The sequence below is a fragment of the Methylobacterium gossipiicola genome (assembly GCF_900113485.1).
Classification (GTDB): domain Bacteria; phylum Pseudomonadota; class Alphaproteobacteria; order Rhizobiales; family Beijerinckiaceae; genus Methylobacterium; species Methylobacterium gossipiicola.
This window is the reverse complement of sequence record NZ_FOPM01000001.1, coordinates 197,849-215,479: the sequence shown is the minus strand read 5'-3', so window position 1 is coordinate 215,479 and position 17,631 is coordinate 197,849. Positions and strand designations below refer to the sequence as shown.

Here is a 17,631-nt window from a genome sequence, read left to right as displayed (position 1 = left end):
GCTGTTCCCCCGTGCCGGCCGTCCTCAGGCGGCGAACCTCACGTCCCCTCGGCCCGGCGTGAACGGCCGGCGCGGACGCGCTTTACCACCTCGTAAGCCCCCAACATCAACAGGGCGATGACGAAGGGCACGAGGTAGTAGCAGACGCGGAACAGCAGCAGGGAGCCGAGCACCTGATCGCGCGGCAGGCTGGAGAGAGCCAGCAGGATGGTCGCCTCGAACACTCCGAGGCCGCCCGGCGCATTCGAGGCGATGCCCAGCATGGCGGCGAGAACGTAGATCGCCACGAAGGTGGTGAAGCCGATGGAGGTCTCGGCCGGCAGGAGAACGTACAGGGTGGCGGCGGCGGCGCAGACATCGCCGATGCCCACCACCATCTGGCTCAGGGACACGGAGGCGCCCGGCAGTTCGAGGCGCCAGCTCTTCACCCGCACGCTGCGGCGCTTGAGAGAGACCCAGGCGAGGTAGGCCACCACCGACAGGAGCGCCGCAAGCCCGACGCCCTGGTTGAGGCGGATGCTCGTGAAGGTGAGTCCGGCGAGTTGCCCAGCCTCGGCGATGAGGCTCAACCCCAGCACGACCCCCATGCCGAGCCAGAAGGTGAAGCCGGCGATCACCGTGAGGGCCGCGATCTTGGCCGCGCTCAAGCCCCGGCCGGAATAGATCCAGTACCGGATGGTGCCGGCCGTCAGCAGGGGAAACCCGAGGGTGAAGCTGACGGCGTAGCTCGTGAACGAGGCGAGCGCCGTCGTTCGGTACGGCACTTTGATGCGCAGCTGGCGCAGCGCCAGGGCGTCGTAGCAGGTCAGAAACAGGTAACTGACGGTGACGAACAGGAAGGCGAGGCCGAGCTGAGCGGGCGTCGCCGCCGTGAAGGCCGCGTGCAGTTCCGCCCAGGTGACGGTCTCGACCAGCCGCCACAGGACGTAGAGCGAGACCGCGAAGATCACGATGCTGGCAATGGTGCCGATCCAGGCGTAGCGGCCCTTGAACGACCGTTTCGCGGTGGGGACATCGCTGACTTCGCCGGCCGGCACGGCATCGGCGATCGCCTCGGCCTCGCCGAGCTTCTTGTGCTGTCCCGCAAAGTTCATCGTGTCGGCGTCCGCCTCCGCCGGGCGCCCCGCTCGGCCTTGGCGGCGGCATGGGTGTTCCGGGCTTGTGCCGGACCGCGGCCCGTCGTGCGCATTTAGGGGCATCGGCCGGCAATTGCCAGCGAAGGACCGATCTTGCCCGTGGGCAGGGCTTCTCGTGTCACACGAGAAGGGCGGCCGCCTCGGCCAGCCCCGCGCGGATTCGCATCGCCACATCGGGCGACGTGCAGACGTAGGTCGGGCTCGGATGCGGCACGGCGATCACCGGGCAACCGGGGCGCAAGGTCTGGAGCGCGGGGCGGCTCAGGCCGGCGACGCGGCCGGCGAGGACGACGACGGACAGACGCGGCAGGCAGGCGAGCAGGGGATCGAGATAGGGCGCCGCGGCGACGATCTCGCTCCGGCCCGGCGCCCGGTTGCGGGCGCCGGGCGCGTGGATCACCCACGGAACCGCATTCCAGATCAGGGTGTCGATCCGGGCGAGGCCCGCTTCGCCGAGGAAGCGGAACAGGTTGGCGGCCGTACCCGTGGGATTGTCGCGCGACACGAACCCGGTGCCCCGGGGACCGGGCGTCTCCAGCAAGAGAAGAAGCCGCGCCCCGGCGCCACCGTCGAGGGGATCGGGCTCCGGCACGGGGGCTCCGCGCTCATCGGCGATGCGACGCGCGAGAGCCCGCAGGGGAACGAGATGCGCACCCGCGAGGAGATCGCGGCGGGCCGCGAGGCAGGCCACATCGCCGAGGGTCTTCGGCCTATCCGGCATCGCCGAGGGCACGGGCGAAGTCGCCCGGCAGGACGCCCTGGCGCCGGAAGCGCTCCATCCCGCCTTCACGCTCGAGTTGCAGGCCGAGGTTGTCGGCGCCACCGAACTGGAAGCCGAGCTGGCTCGCATAGGCGGCACAGGCCACACGCTTGGCCGCCTGCGCCGCCGCGTCGAATGGAACGGCCTCGACGGGGAGATCGGCGAACCGCTCGGCCAGGGGCTCGCGCGGCACGGCCTCGCGGACCGTGTAGGGAAAGTCGCGCCACCACAGGATCGGCGCCCCAGGGGCCAGGGCATCGAGGGCGTGCACGACCTGGACGTGATCGACGTGGCCGCCGACCGCCTGGGGCGCCAGGATGAGATCGGGCGCGGTCTCGGCGACGAGGTCACTCAAGGCGCGGATGAGGTCGGGTACGATGCCATCGTCCGCCCGAACCTCGGCGAACAATTCCGCCGGGCTGGCATAGCCCCGGTGGGGCGCCTCGCGGAACGGTAGGTGGCGTGGCGGCGCGAGGCCGAGGGCCGCGGCGGCATCGCGGTCCTCGGCCCGGCGCAGGGCCATGTAGTCGATGTCGGGCGAGAGCCCCTTGTCGGTCTGGCACGCCAGGGCGAAGCCCTTCGGGTCCGGCACCGAGGCCGTGAACACCGTCACCAGGGTGACGCGCCAGCCCGCCCGCGCCATGAGGGCCAGGGTGCCGCCGCAGGAGAAGGCCGCGTCGTCGAGATGCGGCGAGAGGGCGAGGGCGGACGGCATCAGAGCAGGTGCGGCTCGGCGCGGAACCGGCAGGCGGGATCGTGCGGCAGGTCGCTGGCGAAATCCGTCGCCGGCCGCGCACCGGCGATCGTCCCGTAGACATCCATGATCTGGCGGCCGACGGCCCCCCAGGAATAGACCCGTCGGCACTCCTCCAGGCCATCTCGGGCTAGGCGCTCGCGCAAGGCCCGATCCTCGATCACCCGCGTCAGAGCTTCGGCGAGGGCAGCGACGTCGCCGGGCTGGACCATCAGGCCGTTCTCGCCGTCGCGCAGGCAGTCCGAAACGCCGACCGAATGGGTCGAGACCACGGCGAGGCCCGCCGCCATGGCCTCCAGGATGGTGTTGGAGAACCCTTCGGCATAAGTCGGCGACACGAACACGTCGGCCCGGCGATAAAGGTCCGGCACGGTGTCGTAATCGGCGTAGCCGGTGAAGCGGATCTCGGAGTCCGAAAAATGGAGTTCGGCGGCGCGGGCCTTCGAGGATTCCACGTCCGGGCCGATGCCTGAGATGATCGCCTCGAAGGGCACGCCGCGTTCGCGGATCAGCCCGAGGGCGTCGATGAAGTCGAGGACGCCTTTCCGGCGGTCGACCCGGCCGTGGTAGAACAGCCGCACGGGGCCGGAATGGTCGCCGGGGCCGGGCGTGAAGCGGGTCGTATCCACCGCCCCCGGCACGATGGTGAAGCGGGCGGGGTCCGAGCCGAGGCGGTCGCAGACCTCGTCGACGAAGGAGGCGCCACCGATGAGCAGGGCGTTGGCATGGGCCAGGACCTCGCACATGGCGACCCGGTGGGTCTCACAGCACGAGCCGACCCAGTGGCCGTCTCCGCCCTGGATCGACACCACCGTGGGCACGCCGATGGCCTTGGCGGCGAGCAACGTCGCCCATCCGGTGGGGTAGCCGTATTGGGCGTGCAGGATGTCGAAGGGTTGTTTGGCGTGTTCGGCCCGGATCGTCGCCACCATGGTGTCGATGTCGCGCTCGAAATCGCCGTTCGTCTGCTCACCCACCTGTTCGAGGCCGATGACCTTGACCCCCGGCACCGGCGGGGGCGGGCCGCCGCCATAGACGCGGGTCCCGAAGGCGTCGCCGCGATATTGCGAGATCATCGTGACGTCGTGGCCCGCGGCCACGAGTTCGCGCAGGAGGTTCTGGGCGTAGACGCTCATGCCCGAGATGGCGGGGAAGTAGCGCCGGCTGACGAAGCAGATTCTCAAAGGCCCGGCTCCGCGTTGGGCGTGCGGCACGTCCGCAGGAAATCGAGGGCGGCCGGGACCATGACGTCGGCCCGGTGGCTCTCGCGGGAGAGTTCGACGCAGATCAGCTTGGCAAAGCCGATGGCGTCGAGGGCGTTCAGCACCCCCGGCACGTCCATGTCGCCCTCGCCGAACGGCAGGTGAATGTGCTCGCCGCGCTTCATGTCCTCGATGGCGACGGTGCCGATGCGCTCGGCGAACTCGGCCACGGCCACGGCCGGATCGCGCTCGCCGGTGACGAGGCAATGGCCTGTGTCGAGGGCGAGGTGCAGGCCGTCGATGTCGAGGGCCGCGAAATCGTCGAGGGTCTCGATGAGCATGCCGGGCTCGGGCTCAAGGCACGCGACGACACCCTGGCGGCGGGCATAGGCGGTGACTTCGGCGAGCCCCTCGTTCAGCCAATGACGGGCCTCTGTCCGGTCGATGCCGGGCTTCGGGACACCGGCCCAGAACGAGACCGCTTCCGCGTGAAGGATCGCCCCGATGTCGACGGCCCGCTTGAGGAAGCCGACGCGACGCGCCCGGCCGGCTGCGTCGCCGGTCACCAGGGTGGGCTCGTGCTTGGCCTTCGGGTCGAGGAGGAAGCGGGCACCGGTCTCGATCACCACCCCGAGGCCGAGATGCTGGAGCCGGCTCGACAGGCTTTCAGCCTCCTGCTTCCAGTTCTCCGCGAACGGATCGAGGTGGTGGATGTCGAGGGTGAGGGCGATGCCCTGGTAGCCGGACTCGGCAATGAGATCGACGGCGTCGGCGAGGCGGTGATTCGCCGTGCCGTTGGTGTTGTAGGCGAAACGCAGGCTCATGCGCCCCTCCCCTGCTGGCGCAAGCGGAACGGGGCGTGGTGCGATTCCGGCTCGCGGTAGAGCGGGTAATGCGCCCCCACGATCCGGTCGGCCAGCGCCGTGTCGAACAGGGGCTGTCCGCCGAAGCGCTCCAGGGCTTCCGGCGTCAGGCGCACGGGGCGCAGGGTCTCGCTCGCCTCGCCGAACCGGATCAGCGGGTGATCGCGCTCGATGAGCTTCTGCGTATTGCGCTCGCCGATGCGGTGGTAGCTCATGGTCTCGACTTCGAGCCCCGGCACGATGGCCTTGACCACGCCGACGCCGCCGCCGGGCGGCGCGCAATCGACGTAGAGCACATCGAAGCCCGCCTCCTCCAGGCGCTCGCGGGCGATGCGGCCACGGGCGTGACCATCGGGGGCCGGGGTCGTTGGCAGGTCGGTGAACTTCTTGGTCGAACGCTCGGAATAGACGGTGTCGCGCAGGGTCGCGGCGAGATCCTCGGCCGGCAGCACGATCCAGTCGAGCATGGCCTTGAGGGCGCGGCTCTCCTCGAGGTCGAGGCTCGGCAGGGCCTTATCGATGAAGGCCTGGACGTAGCCCGGCGGGGTCACGCGCTCGGCGAAGGACAGGGGACCGTGGCCGAAGGCTTTCCGCACCCGGGCGGCCTGGAATTCGAGCAGCGCCTTGCGCAAGGCCCGCTCGCGGTCGGGGTCGCAGGCTTCACCGCACGCCGAGAGTGCGATGGGGACGGGGGTGTCGGCGAGGTTCCGGTCGTGGCCGACCACGTAGATGTTGGTGAGGCCGAACTGGTCCGTGGCGAATTTCGGCAGGGCCTTGATGCCCAGGGCGTCGAGGCGGTCGAGCATGCCGCGCGTCTCGGGGCCGAGGCCCTCCGACAAATCGAGCATCACGCCCTGGTCGAGGGCCCGGAACAGCAGGCCGTTGCCGTCGCGCTGCAAGAGTTCAAGGAGGCCGTGGCCGAGGGCGAAGTCGGTGTCCGGGCCGGCGCCCAGGCCGTTGGTGATGAGGTTGGTGAAGGGCTTGTAGCCCTCCGACAGCTCGAAATAATCGGTGGCCGCGATGTCGAGGGGCATCCACACGGACTCGCCCGTGCGGGCACGGATGGCGGGCGTCCATTCGAGGACGGTATCGCGGCCGACGGAGCTGCCGGCGGGCAGGCACAGGGTCAGCGGATCGGCGACGCTGCCGGCCCCGAACACTTTCACGAGGTCGGTGTAGGAGCCGCGTTCCTTTTTGCGCGGCATGACCGCGAGCGACGGCATCAGGTTCTCGGCGATCTCCGCCACGGCGCCGATGAGCGCCTCCTCGTCCGTCGCGCCGTAGCCGATGCCGCTCGGCATGGCGCCGACGAAGAACGGATCGTCGAGGAACAGCGAGACGAACCAGACCGGGATGCCGGTGCGGTCGAGGGGCGCCAGGGGAAAGCCGACGATGCGGCCCTCGGGCAGGATGTCGAGATAGGCGCGCACGGGCTCGGGCAGGCTCGCCGGCAAGCCTTCGATCCGCCGCTTCGCCCCGTAGGTGTAGGCGCGCGGGGCGGTGACGCGCGGATTGCGGGCTCGGGCGTCCTGATCGTGTTCGCTCACGTGATGATCCGTCCTCAGGTCAGGGCGTCGTAGGCGCGGGCCAGGAGCCGCATGGTGTGGAGGTCGCGGGGGGCGCTGTAGGCCGCCCGCTCCTCCGGGTGCCGTAGGGCCGAGCCGAAGGCCCGCACCTGTTCGAGGAAGGGCGAGGCCGCGCCGTCGAAGGCGATTGGCTGCGCCTGCCCCGTCGTCCCATCGATGAAGGTGAGGCTGCCGCCCGCCACCTGCCCCATGGTGTCGATCGCTGTGAGTTGGCCTGCGGTGCCGGTCATCTCGAGGCGCCGGCGCGGCAGGGCGTCGGGGCAATTGTACGCGACGTGCAGGTTGGCGAGCACGCCGGATCCCGTCCGTCCGATGAGCAGGGCTCCGTCGTCGACGGCGTAGTCCTGGGCGCGGGCCTGCGTGAGGGCGGCGAGATCGACGATGGATTCGCCGACCAGGAAGTCGACGAGATCCAGGCCGTGGGGCGCCAGATCCATCAGGGCGCCGCCGCCAGCCTTCTTCGGATCGATACGCCAGTTGTCGTGACCGGCGACCGAGGTCCAGGCCCGGGGCAGCCAACAGGCGTAGACGATCCGCACGGCCGTGACGGTGCCGAGGCGGCCTTGAGCGATCCAGTCGCGCATGGCGCGGTGGGCCGGGTGGTGGCGCTGGTCGAAGGCGGTGCCGTAGAACGTCCGGTTGTCGGACACGGCCATCGCCATGGCCTCGGCGTCGCGCAAGCTCGCCGCCATGGGCTTTTCGCACAGGATCGCCTTACCAGAGGCGGCGAGCGCTTCGATGGCCTCGCGGTGGAGATGGTTGGGGGTCGCGACGTAGACTGCCTCGATCTCGGGATCGGCCACGAGATCGGCGAGGTCGGCATAGGCGCGGGCACCCAGGGCCTCCGCCGCCGCCCGCGACTCCGCTCCGGGATCGGCCACGGCGACGAGGCGATGGCCGGCATCCCGGATGCCGGGCGCCATGTAATCACGCGCGACCCAGCCGAAGCCGACGATCCCCCAGGCGACGGACATCACCAACGCTCCGGTAGATCGACGTATTCGCGGGTCCGGACGCGCTCCACCCCCGGCGCAGCAACGCCGCCGGCCCAATCGAGAGTCTCGGGACCTTCGGAGTGAACCGGATAGGTGGCGAGCCCGCCATATTCCGCTTCGTAGCGCTCGGACGGCCAAGCGATGCGATAGCCGCCCGCCGGATCGGGGGCGTAAAGGGGATTGAGGCGCAGACGCGTGCCGGCGCGCGGCAGGGTGATGCCATCGACGATGGCGCGCGGTGCGGGCCGCATCCCCGGTCCGGCGACCACGGAGAACGCCTCGACCCCGGTGAGCTCGCTCGGTGCACGTGGCGAGGGGGCGCGGGCCTCGACCAGGGCACGCATCAAATCGGCGTCGTCGTACACGAGACCGTCGGGAAACAGCTCCTCGATCTCCGCCGCCGAGACGGCACGGCCCGCCGAGAAGCCCGGCCTGCCGCTGTTGTGAATGTGGCTCAGGACGAGCCAGCCATCGTCACCGGCGTTCTGGCGCAGGTTGTCGAGCACGTCCGCCTTGTCGTCGAGGAAGTAGAACGCGTCGTTGCAGACCACGAGATCGACGGGCGCTTCCGGGATCGGCCAATGCGGCGACCCGGCATCGAAGCAGACGAGTTGCGCGCCCGTGCCCACCACCCAATGCCGGGCGACCCAGAGCTTGGCGAACACCACATCCGCCCCCGCGACCTTGAGACCCCGGAGGGCGAACTCGCGCAGGTAATGCCCGATGCCGCAGGCGAACTCGAACACACAGACGGGATCGTTCCAATGGGCCTCGAGCAAGGCGAGGCCGGCGAGATAGGTCGGGTCACTCCAGCGATGGACGAAGTAATCGCCGACCCGGCCCCAACCGAGGAGGCGCACGGCATCCCGCAGGGTGAGCTTTTCCCGGTCGCGCACGAGTTCGTGAAGATCGAGGGGATCGGCCGACGGGCCGGTCCACCAATCGTCCTGATCGGCGAGCAGACCTTCCAGGGCGAGGTCGGCCTTGCCCGCGTCGAGGAGTTCGAGGGTCCGCAGGACGAGGTCGGACCGGCCCGTCCGCAGGTAGGGAATCCCGTCGATGACCGGCCAGCGCGCCCCCGTCCCGGCGTCGCGTAGGGAGTGGGGCGTGTCGGCCTTCAGGGACTCGCCGGTCTCCGGCGAGAGGAGTGCGAAGGGAATCATGGCGCTGTATCCGCGTGATCGACGGTTCGGATCACGGAATATGCATGTCCGTCAGGACACGATCGTGAAACGCCTTCACCGGACCGGCATGGACCAGTTCCATGTCGTCGAGAACGGTGCCCATGGTCAGTTCGGCGGCGCGCAGGTGCTGGGCGATCTGGAGGACGCGATCGATGCAATCGGCGGCGTGGAAGGCACGCCCCTCTGCCGTGGCGTCGTCGGGCAGGACCGTGCGGGCCCGCTCCACGGTCTGGCGCAGGGTGGGGTCGAGTTCGTCGAGGGCCCAGGCTGTAATCCGGGCCATGATCGGGCCGAGGTGATCGCCGAGCAGCATCTCACCGGTGAAGCCCGCGTCCGGCATCGCCGCATTGTGGAAGTGGTGGCTCATGGCGGCGAGGAACACGAGGGTCGGATCGGCCCGGTAGAACGGGCTCAGCACGACGCCGTAGACCGCCACCATGAGACAATGCTCGGCGTGGTTTTCGGGCGGCTCCAACAGAATGCGGGGCTTGCCCGGGCAGGTGACGCCGGCGCGGGGCTGGTGCGCCAGGGCCGCGACGAAGGCCGGTAGGGGGCCGGGCACGACGGAGCCGGGCTCGGTCAGGCGCGCGCGCAGGCGGTCCCGTAGACCGGCCTCGACGCTCTCCGTCACCGCATCGAACCCGGCGACGAGGACACCCGAGGCCGCCCCGTGGTCGAGGCCGGCGGCAGCGAGGAATGCCGCGTCGAGGTCGCACAGGCGCGCGGCCGCGAGCGCCTTGGCGGTGATGTCGAGGGCGACCTCCTCGGCCAGGGCACCGCCCGTGAGGGCGCCCCAGCCTTGCGCGAACAGGCGTTCGGCAATGGAGCCCGTGCGGCCGGCGGAATGGACCCGCTTCAGGTCGTTGAGTTCGACGAGGAGCGGGCGCAGGGCGAGGGGAGCGGCGGGGCCGCCCCCCGAAGACGTGGCCATCAGTTCACGCCGAGCCAGTCGAGGAGCATGGTCTGCTGCTTGCCGAAATCGTGCTCCGGACCGTGGCCGTTCTTGACCATGGGCGCCTTGAAGAACGACGAGAGCTGCTCCTGCACGCCGCCGTCGCCGCGCGACTTCGCCAGATCGAGGACGCGGGCGATCTCGATGACGAGGGGGGCGGCCAGGATCGAGTCCTTGCAGAGGAAGTTGACCTTGATCTGCATGCGCTGACCGAGGAAGCCGGTGACATCGATGTTGTCCCAGGCTTCCTTGTCGTCCCCGCGCGGGCGGTAATAGTGGATGTGCACGAGGTGATCCTCGACGGGGTAGCCGAGGATCGAATCCAGCACCGTGCCCTTGGTGTTGAGCTTGGACTGGAGAGAATCCTTGTCGTTCAGCGCCAGGCCGTCGCGGTTGCCGAGGATGTTGGTGGAGAACCAGCCGTCGACGTGGAGCGCGCGGGCCTTGAGGGCCGGGGCCAGCACCGTCTTCATCATGGTCTGGCCGGTCTTGCCGTCCTTACCCGCCACGGGAACGTTCAGCTCCTTGGCCATCTCCAGCAGCGCCGGCACGTCGGCGGCGACGCTCGGGGTGAAGTTGGCGTAGGGCACGCCGCTCTTGATCGCCGCATAGGCGTAGAGCATCGCCGGGCTGATGGATTCGTCGCTGGAATCGAGGCCCTTCTCGAAGGCGGCGGCCGAGTTCAGGGTCGCGGCGGACAGGTCCGGCCAGCGCTCCGTCGAGGCGAGGTTGATCACCACCACGTCGTCGAGGTTGCTCTCGGTCTTGAAGCGGCGAAGGTCGCTCGCGATGACCGAGACCGCCTCGCGGTGGTCGGCGGCGACGATGCGGTTGGCACCTTCGATGTTCTTGCAGAATTTCGCGCTGCCGACGGCGGGCCACGGCTTGATGCCCTTGAGCACCTGGGCGCCGTTCTCGATGTCCTGCTGCGAGAGCACGCCGTGGCCGGCGGCGGCAGAGGCGAGATCGTCGTCGTTCAGGTCCCACCCGGCGAAGACCAGATCCTTGTAATCGGCCAATCCGGCCACGGAGAGACCGGCCAGGGGCAAGCCGTCGAGGCGGTTCGATCCGGATTTGATCATTTCGATGCCTGCGATGGCGGTGGTGGCGACGGCGCCACCCATGCCAACGAACGCAACGCCGACGCGGCGACCGGTCTGCATGCTCATTGGAAAAAGGCTTCCTTCAAGGGATCCACGGGAATTGCCGCTCCACGTGCCGGAGCCTCCCGTTCAGTCTTAGCGAAATGGACCACATCCGCGTCCTGCCAAGCCCGGCGAGAGACGCTTTTTTGCCGCGGTTAGCCTGAACGCCCGCCGAACACTTCGTTAAATCTTCGTGAAAACAGAGCCTTAACCAGACGTTAAGCGTGCCACGGTTGAATCACGGGGCTGTCCCATTCTGGTCACAGCGGGCGGCGAAACCTCGCCGCGCTGAACAATCGAAGCCGCGCCCATGAAGGCAGCGGCACGAAAAAGGACCAATGATGGGGGTTTTCCCGGAGCCGGCGCCCTGCGCCGACGACGTGAGCCGTCTCGTGCCCAACGAGACCTTCGACGCAGATTCCACCGTGGCCTGGCTGCCACGGACCGAGCGCCGCGCGCGCCGGACCCTCGCCAAAGCCGGGCGCCAAGCCCTCGCCACCCTCGTGACGGGCCTCGCCGTCGGAGCGGCCCTGCCACAGAATGCCCTGGCTCCCGCCGCCTCCGCCCATGCTCGGATCGACGAGCGCGCCATGACGGCGCAGACCACAGCCCGCGCGCAACAACCCCACAATGCGCAGGAATGGGCAGGGGTTCCCATCGTCGAGCAAGAACCTGCGACCCTCGCGCTCATCGCCGAGGACCTCGCCACCCTCGCCCCGGTCCGCGACGCCGCCGGCACCGAACGCCTGCGCTTCGGCGACATGGCGGTGCCGCGCGAGATCGTCGAGACCATCCTGCGCGCCGCCGGCGAGACCGGGGTCGATCCGGTCTACATGATGGCGCTCGCCGACAAGGAATCGAGCTTCTCCACCACGGTGAAGGCCTCCACCTCCTCGGCCGAGGGCCTGTTCCAGTTCCTGTCCGGCACCTGGCTCGAACTCATCCGCACCTACGGCGCCCGTCACGGCCTCGCCGACGAGGCCGCCGCCGTGACGGGGCGCGGCAGCGCCATCACCATCGCCGATTCCGCCGTGCGGACCCGCGTCCTCGCCCTGCGGCAGGACCCCTACGTCGCCGCCCTCATGGCGGGCGAACTCATCAACCGCGATCGCGGCCGCATCGAGCAGCGCATCGGCCGCGACCTCACCACGGCGGAACTCTACTTCGCGCATTTTCTCGGCACGGCGAGCGCCGGCCGCTTCCTGGCCTTGAGCGCCGAGAAGCCCGGGCAGGTCGCCCAGCACGCCTTCAAGGCCGCGGCGCGCGCCAATCGCAGCCTGTTCACCGAGAAGACCGGCAAGGGCCGGCGCAGTCTCACGGTGGCGGAAGTCCGCCAGAAGATCGGCGGCATGATCGACCGGCGCCTCGACCAGTACGAGGGCGTCGCGGCCCTCGCCGCGCCCGAGGTGAAGGTGGAACTGCCGGCCATCGACGCCGGAACAAGTGAAGAGCCCACGGTCCAGCGCGTGCGCATGAGCGACGCGACGCCGGCCGAGTGAGTCCGGTGGCGGCCGCCGCGCCGCCTTCGGGTGCGCGAGGTCAATGCGCCATCGGCGCATCGCCGTGGGGTTCGGTCCGGCTGAGGATGAGGGCCAGGGGAATCAGGGCGCTCGACAGGAGGCACAAGGCCCAGAACACGTCGATGTAGCTCAGATAGGCCACCTGCGTCTGGAGTTGCAGCCCGATCCAGGCAACGGCCTGCCGCTGCGCTTCGACGGCCGCCGTCCCGTGCGAGACGAAATACGCCGTCGCCGCCCGAAGGGTCTCTTGATAAGCGGGGTTCGGCGCCGTGACGGCCTCGACGAGCCGGCTCTGGTGGAACTGCTCGCGGGTGGCGAGCAGGTTCTGCGCGAAGCTGACGCCGATGGAGCCGCCGACGTTGCGGGCGACGTTGATGAGGGCGGAGGCCTGATCGATCTGCGATTTTGCGATGCCCTCGTAGGAGGCCGCTGTGATCGACAGAAAGATCATCGGCAGGCCGATGCCGATGTAGATCCGCGACCAGGCGAAGAACCAGAAGCTCGATTCGCCGGAGAGGCGCGTGAGGTCGTACATGGCCAGGGCCACCATCGTGGCTCCGGCGGCGATGAGGTATTTCGGCTGGGTCAGGTTCATGACCCGGCCGATCACCAGCATCACCGCGACGGTCACGAGGCCGCCCGGCGCGAGGGCGAGGCCCGCCAGGGTCGCAGTGTAGCCGAAATATTCCTGCACCAGTTGCGGCAGGAATTGCGTGGTGGCGATGAGGATCGCCCCGGTGGCGAGCATCACCACGAAACAGGCGCCGAACTGGCGCCGGCCCAGCAGTCTCAAGTCCACCACGGGGTTCTTGCGGGTGAGTTCCCAGGGGATCATCGCCACGAAGGCGAGGATCGCGATCGTCGCGAACACGATGATGAATGTCGACCCGAACCAATCCTTGCGCTGCCCTTCGTCGAGCACGACTTCGAGCGATCCGAGGAAGGTCGCGACGAGGAGAAACCCGACGAGATCGAAGCGGATGCCCGCCTTGCGGCGCCGCTGCCGCGCCTCCGCCGCCCCCGGAGAATCGCGCAGGAGCACGTGCATCAGGCCGAGGGCCGCGAGCCCGACCGGTCCGTTGATGAGGAAGCACCAGTGCCAGGACGCATTGTCGGAGAGCCATCCGCCGAGGGTCGGCCCGATCACGGGCGCCACCACGACGGCGAGGCCGTAGAGGGCGAAGGCCTGCCCCCGCTTCGCCGGCGCGAACGAATCGGCCAGGATCGCCTGGGCCAGGGGCGCCATGCCGCCGCCGCCGAGCCCCTGCAGGACCCGGAAGGCGATGAGAGATTCGAGGTTCCAGGCAAACCCGCACAGGACCGAGGCGACGGTGAACAGCGCGATGCTGAACATGAAGAACGCCTTGCGGCCGAATAGCTCGGCGAGAAAGCTCGACGCCGTCAGCACGATGGCGTTGGCGACGAGGTAGCTCGTCACCACCCAGGCCGCTTCGTCCGGCCCTACGGCGAGGCCGCCCGCGATGTAGCGCAGGGCGACGTTGGCGATGGTGGTGTCGAGCACCTCCATGAAGGTCGCGAGCGACACCACCATGGCGATGGCCCAGGGGTTGGTGCCGCCGGACGCCGCGCGCGCTTCGTCGCCGGCCGCGGCCGTCGCGGCGCTCATTGCACGTGGATCTTCGGCACCACGGACATACCGGGTCCGATGGAGACGTCGGTGGGCCAGCCGTCGACGACGATCTTCACGGGAATGCGCTGAACGACCTTCACGTAATTGCCCGTGGCGTTCTGCGCCGGCAGCAGGCTGAAGGCCGTGCCGGAACCGGGCTGCACGGAGGCGACGTGGCCGGTGATCTTTCTATCCGGGTAGGCATCGATCGCGATCTCCGCGCGCTGACCCGGCCGGATCCGGTCGATCTGCGTTTCCTTGTAGTTGGCCGTCACCCAGATGTCGTCGGGCACGAAGGTGGCGAGCGCCTGCCCCGCCTGAACGAAGGCGCCCTTGGCACCGGAGAGTTGCACGATGCGTCCGGGCTGGGCCGCCGTCACGGTGGTGTAGCCGAGGTTCAGGGCCGCCTGCGCCGCTTGCGCACGGGCCTGAGCGAGGCTCGCCGACGCCCCGGCCTTCTGCGCCTCGAGGGCCGCAACCCGGGTCTTCGCCACGTCGAGGTTGGCGCGTGCGCTTTTCAGGGACGCCTGCTGCTGCGCGAGGGTCGAGGTGGTGGATTGTTCCTGCTGGACCGTGCCGGCGCCCCGGTCGGCGAGGTCGCGATACCGGGCCGCCTCCTCCTGCGCGAACTTCAGGGAAGCCTCGGTCTGGGCGACCTGCGCCTCGGCCGCCGCGACCTGCGCCTGCTGGCCTTGGATCTGCGCCGCGAAGTCGTCGATGGACGCCTGGGCGGAGGCGATCTGCGCGCGCGCCTGATCTTGCGCGACATCGTAGTCCCGCCGGTCGATCTGAAACAGGGTCGCGCCGGCCGCCACGTGCTGGTTGTCGGTCACCGGCACATCGACCACGTAGCCCGAGACCTTGGCGGCGATGGGGAATTGCCGCGCATCGACGAAGGCATCATCGGTGGTCTCGAACGGGTGAAGGGCGAGCAGCCAGTAGGCGTAGGCACCGGCCGCCAGCGCTAGGAGCCCGAGGGCGACGAGGGCGGCTCCGAGGGGATGGCGGCGGACGATTCCCGGCCCGTGCCCCCGGCTCGACGCCCCCTTGCCGGCGTCTGTGTTCGCGGTACCCCGCTCGCCGCGTGCCTCGGCTTCGGTCGGTCCGGGGGCACCGCGGGCGTGGGCCAGTCCCTCGGGGGTCGATTGCGCCGATCGGCTCTCACGCGTTTCAAGCATTGGGTCTTACGTCCGTCGTCAGACGGGTCGGTTCCTGCGGGATGCTTCGGCACCACGATCCCGGCCCCGTTCCTAATAAAGGCCAAGCTCTGTTCGAGTTCCGCCGATGTGATGATATCCTCCATCCTAGGTTGGGTCTCTCAAGGCGGAGAAACTCAGCTCGGTGACCGGACGCGGATCGGCGACCAGACTTGGCCGGACGATCCCGGTCGAGTAACGGATGATCCGGCATCGTCCGGCGCACGGGTGCCGCCTTCGCCTCAAGATGGTTGTCCATGGCCCATTCCGATCCGGACCGACCGAGCCCGGAGAAGCCGCGCCCTGGGGAGAGCCCGCCCGATGCCGGTGCGGCGGCACGGGAAGCGGCCGCCGCCGCGCGGACCTTGGTTCGCCAGCTCGGCTACCTCGGTGGCAGTGCCGCGCGCGGGCTCGGGCGCCGTCTCACCGGGATGGTGCGGGCAAACCGCAAGGCAGGGCACGACACGGGACCGCGTGCGATGAAACCGGCGCGCCAAGCCGCCGCCCCGGCCGTGATCGCTCAGGCCCAGCGGCGGCGCCCGATCCTCCCGGCCCTCCTCGCCCTCGTGGGTCTCCCCCTGGCGCTCCTCGCCGGGCTCGTCCTCTACAGCTTCGCCACCCTGCCGCCGCTGGGCGGCGTCGCGGCGGAGACCGGGCAGCGGGCCCTCACGGTGGAGGCCGATGACGGCCGGGTCTTCGCCACGCGCGGCACCTTCCAGGGCCAGAAACTCACGGCGGCCGACCTGCCGCCGCGCATGGCCCAAGCCATCATCGCCATCGAAGACCGGCGCTTCCGCTCGCATTGGGGGGTCGATCCACGAGGGTTGGTTCGCGCCCTGTGGCGCAACGCCACGGGCGGCGGCATCCGCGAGGGCGGCTCGACGATCACGCAGCAATATGTCCGCCTGACCTCCCTCACCCAGGAGAAGACCCTGCGGCGCAAGATACAGGAAGCGTTCCTGGCCCTGCGGGTCGAATCCACGATGTCGAAGGACGACATTCTTCTCGGCTACCTCAACACCGCGTATTTCGGGGCCGGCGCCTACGGCCTCGATGCCGCCGCCCGGCGCTATTTCGGCAAGGGCGCCAAGGCCCTCACCCTGCCGGAATCCGCCATGCTCGCCGGCCTCGTCCGGGCGCCGTCGCAGCTCGCCCCAACTCGCAACTTCGGCGGCGCCAAGGAGCGGGCCGACGTGGTGCTGCAGGCCATGGTCGAGACCGGGGCGATCACGGCGGCCGAGGCCGACAAGGCCCGGGCTGAGACGGTGACGCTGCGCACCCCGCCCGAGACGCCGCCGGGCACCAACTACTTCCTCGACATGGTCTCGGCCGACGCCAAGCGGCTCGCCGACACCAGCGGCGACGTCACCGTGCGCACCACCCTCAACCTCGATCTCCAGAGTCTCGCCGAAGGCGTCGTCGCCCGGCGGATGGATGCGGAGGGCAAGAAGAAGAAGGCCGGTCAGGCCGCCATGGTGGTCATGAACAAGGAGGGCGCCATCCTAGCCATGGTGGGCGGGCGCGACTACGAGGAGAGCCAGTTCAACCGCGCCATCCAGGCCAAGCGCCAGGCCGGCTCGTTGTTCAAGCTGTTCGTCTACCTCACGGCCTACGAGACGGGGTTCACGCCCGAGACCGTGCTGGTCGACCGCCCGACCCAGATCGGCGATTGGGAGCCGCAGAATTCCACGGGTCGCTTCAAGGGCGCGATGCCCCTGCGCACGGCCTTCGCGCAATCCGTCAACACCGTGGCGGCGCAGCTCGCCGACGAGGTCGGCATCCCGGCGGTCATCGCCACGGCGCGACGCCTCGGCGTCACCTCCGAATTGCCCAACGTGCCGAGCCTCGCCCTCGGCTCGGCGGAGGTGACCCTGCTGGAGATGACCCGCGCCTATGCGGGCGTCCTCGCGGGTCTGGCCCCCGTCGAGGCCTATGGCGTCCACGCCATCCGGGGCGGTGCGCCGCAGCCGCTCTATCTTCGCCCCGAGACGCGGGGCGGCAAGGCCCTGCCGACGGAGGCGCGGGCCATGATGCTCGAGTCGCTCCAGGCCGTGGTCGATGGCGGCACCGGCAAGGGCGCCCGGGTTTCCGGCCTGCCGGTGGGGGGCAAGACCGGCACCACGCAGGATTACCGCGACGCCTGGTTCATCGGGATGACGCCGGATCTCGTCGTCGGCGTCTGGGTCGGCAACGACGACAATTCCTCCATGAATCGCGTCGGCGGCGGCGATATTCCGGCCTCCCTGTTTCGCGACTTCATCCAGCGCGCTTCCGCCCAGATGGCGCGCGGGCGCAAGCGCACCTCGGCGGCACGGGCCGAACCGGCCCCGGCGACGCCTCCGGTCCCGCCCCGCGAGGTGGCGTCCGCTGCCGGCACGGCCATCGGGGGCGTGCCCGACGTGATCGACACCGGAACCCTGGCGTTCCGGGGCCGCACGGTGCGGTTGCTCGGGGTCGATGGCGAAGGCGGCGCCCTCGCGCGTCAGCTCGCCCGTTACCTGCGCCGCCGCGACGTCGTCTGCACCCCCGCCACCGGGGATGGCGATCCTGCCCTGCGCTGCCAGATCGATGGGAACGACCTCTCGGCCATCATCCTGGCGGCGGGCGGCGGCCGGGCCTCCGAGGACGCGCCGGCCGATCTCCTGGCGGCGGAGGAACAGGCCCGCTCGGAGCGGCTCGGCCTGTGGGGACGGGAGCGCTGAGAAGGC

Annotated in this window: 14 protein-coding genes; 2 read left to right on the top strand and 12 right to left on the bottom strand. The window is 69.7% G+C overall.

Annotated elements, in window-relative coordinates; translation table 11 throughout:
* Window positions 1-38 precede the first annotated feature (38 nt).
* From BM249_RS00940 to BM249_RS00895, 10 genes are all read right to left on the bottom strand, one after another.
* Window positions 39-1,094 carry a lysylphosphatidylglycerol synthase domain-containing protein gene (locus BM249_RS00940; protein WP_091967937.1) on the bottom strand — a complete coding sequence of 352 codons (1,056 nt, stop codon included), beginning with the start codon at window positions 1,092-1,094 and terminating at the stop codon, window positions 39-41.
* Window positions 1,095-1,254: 160 nt separating this feature from the next.
* Complete coding sequence (locus BM249_RS00935; RefSeq protein WP_091968291.1) at window positions 1,255-1,857, bottom strand: uracil-DNA glycosylase; 603 nt, start codon at window positions 1,855-1,857, stop codon at window positions 1,255-1,257.
* Complete coding sequence (locus BM249_RS00930; protein WP_177232289.1) at window positions 1,847-2,611, bottom strand: PIG-L deacetylase family protein; 765 nt, start codon at window positions 2,609-2,611, stop codon at window positions 1,847-1,849. The genes BM249_RS00935 and BM249_RS00930 overlap by 11 nt, the downstream gene beginning before the upstream one ends.
* The gene (locus tag BM249_RS00925; RefSeq protein WP_091967934.1) at window positions 2,611-3,834 is read right to left on the bottom strand and encodes a glycosyltransferase family 4 protein; all 1,224 of its coding nucleotides are present in this window, start codon (window positions 3,832-3,834) and stop codon (window positions 2,611-2,613) included. Before BM249_RS00925 ends, BM249_RS00930 begins: the two co-directional genes overlap by 1 nt.
* Window positions 3,831-4,676: a sugar phosphate isomerase/epimerase family protein gene (locus BM249_RS00920; protein ID WP_091967931.1), complete on the bottom strand. Its 846-nt coding sequence runs from the start codon at window positions 4,674-4,676 to the stop codon at window positions 3,831-3,833. Before BM249_RS00920 ends, BM249_RS00925 begins: the two co-directional genes overlap by 4 nt.
* Window positions 4,673-6,262 (bottom strand): YcaO-like family protein, encoded by a 1,590-nt coding sequence (locus BM249_RS00915; protein WP_091967928.1) that lies wholly within the window; start codon window positions 6,260-6,262, stop codon window positions 4,673-4,675. The genes BM249_RS00920 and BM249_RS00915 overlap by 4 nt, the downstream gene beginning before the upstream one ends.
* Before the next feature lie 14 nt (window positions 6,263-6,276).
* Complete coding sequence (locus BM249_RS00910; protein WP_425284769.1) at window positions 6,277-7,275, bottom strand: Gfo/Idh/MocA family protein; 999 nt, start codon at window positions 7,273-7,275, stop codon at window positions 6,277-6,279.
* Window positions 7,275-8,459, bottom strand: coding sequence for a class I SAM-dependent methyltransferase (locus tag BM249_RS00905; protein ID WP_091967923.1), 1,185 nt, complete (start codon window positions 8,457-8,459; stop codon window positions 7,275-7,277). Before BM249_RS00905 ends, BM249_RS00910 begins: the two co-directional genes overlap by 1 nt.
* A 31-nt stretch (window positions 8,460-8,490) precedes the next feature.
* Window positions 8,491-9,411, bottom strand: a complete 921-nt coding sequence (locus tag BM249_RS00900) for a hypothetical protein (protein WP_091967920.1) — start codon at window positions 9,409-9,411, stop codon at window positions 8,491-8,493.
* Complete coding sequence (locus BM249_RS00895) at window positions 9,411-10,601, bottom strand: inositol-3-phosphate synthase (RefSeq protein ID WP_091967917.1); 1,191 nt, start codon at window positions 10,599-10,601, stop codon at window positions 9,411-9,413. The genes BM249_RS00900 and BM249_RS00895 overlap by 1 nt, the downstream gene beginning before the upstream one ends.
* 317 nt (window positions 10,602-10,918) lie before the next feature.
* On the opposite strand from BM249_RS00895, the gene BM249_RS00890 reads away from it, so the two are divergent.
* Complete coding sequence (locus BM249_RS00890; RefSeq protein ID WP_091968289.1) at window positions 10,919-12,076, top strand: lysozyme family protein; 1,158 nt, start codon at window positions 10,919-10,921, stop codon at window positions 12,074-12,076.
* Window positions 12,077-12,116: 40 nt separating this feature from the next.
* On the opposite strand, the gene BM249_RS00885 is transcribed toward BM249_RS00890, so the two are convergent.
* A complete protein-coding gene (locus tag BM249_RS00885) occupies window positions 12,117-13,724 on the bottom strand; it encodes a DHA2 family efflux MFS transporter permease subunit (protein WP_091967914.1) in 1,608 nt (535 codons plus the stop codon).
* On the bottom strand, window positions 13,721-14,905 hold the full coding sequence (locus BM249_RS00880) for an HlyD family secretion protein (protein ID WP_091967911.1): 1,185 nt from the start codon (window positions 14,903-14,905) through the stop codon (window positions 13,721-13,723). The genes BM249_RS00885 and BM249_RS00880 overlap by 4 nt, the downstream gene beginning before the upstream one ends.
* 275 nt (window positions 14,906-15,180) lie before the next feature.
* On the opposite strand from BM249_RS00880, the gene BM249_RS00875 reads away from it, so the two are divergent.
* A complete protein-coding gene (locus BM249_RS00875; protein ID WP_091967908.1) occupies window positions 15,181-17,625 on the top strand; it encodes a PBP1A family penicillin-binding protein in 2,445 nt (814 codons plus the stop codon).
* Window positions 17,626-17,631 lie beyond the last annotated feature (6 nt).

Excerpts from the sequence above, each read along its gene's own strand:
- BM249_RS00890 (WP_091968289.1), top strand. The coding sequence starts at position 10,919 with ATGGGGGTTTTCCCGGAGCCGGCGCCCTGCGCCGACGACGTGAGCCGT.
- BM249_RS00940 (WP_091967937.1), bottom strand. The coding sequence starts at position 1,094 with ATGAACTTTGCGGGACAGCACAAGAAGCTCGGCGAGGCCGAGGCGATC.
- BM249_RS00900 (WP_091967920.1), bottom strand. The coding sequence starts at position 9,411 with ATGGCCACGTCTTCGGGGGGCGGCCCCGCCGCTCCCCTCGCCCTGCGC.
- BM249_RS00875 (WP_091967908.1), top strand. The coding sequence starts at position 15,181 with ATGGCCCATTCCGATCCGGACCGACCGAGCCCGGAGAAGCCGCGCCCT.
- BM249_RS00880 (WP_091967911.1), bottom strand. The coding sequence starts at position 14,905 with ATGCTTGAAACGCGTGAGAGCCGATCGGCGCAATCGACCCCCGAGGGA.
- BM249_RS00935 (WP_091968291.1), bottom strand. The coding sequence starts at position 1,857 with ATGCCGGATAGGCCGAAGACCCTCGGCGATGTGGCCTGCCTCGCGGCC.
- BM249_RS00885 (WP_091967914.1), bottom strand. The coding sequence starts at position 13,724 with ATGAGCGCCGCGACGGCCGCGGCCGGCGACGAAGCGCGCGCGGCGTCC.
- BM249_RS00930 (WP_177232289.1), bottom strand. The coding sequence starts at position 2,611 with ATGCCGTCCGCCCTCGCCCTCTCGCCGCATCTCGACGACGCGGCCTTC.
- BM249_RS00910 (WP_425284769.1), bottom strand. The coding sequence starts at position 7,275 with ATGTCCGTCGCCTGGGGGATCGTCGGCTTCGGCTGGGTCGCGCGTGAT.
- BM249_RS00905 (WP_091967923.1), bottom strand. The coding sequence starts at position 8,459 with ATGATTCCCTTCGCACTCCTCTCGCCGGAGACCGGCGAGTCCCTGAAG.
- BM249_RS00895 (WP_091967917.1), bottom strand. The coding sequence starts at position 10,601 with ATGAGCATGCAGACCGGTCGCCGCGTCGGCGTTGCGTTCGTTGGCATG.
- BM249_RS00920 (WP_091967931.1), bottom strand. The coding sequence starts at position 4,676 with ATGAGCCTGCGTTTCGCCTACAACACCAACGGCACGGCGAATCACCGC.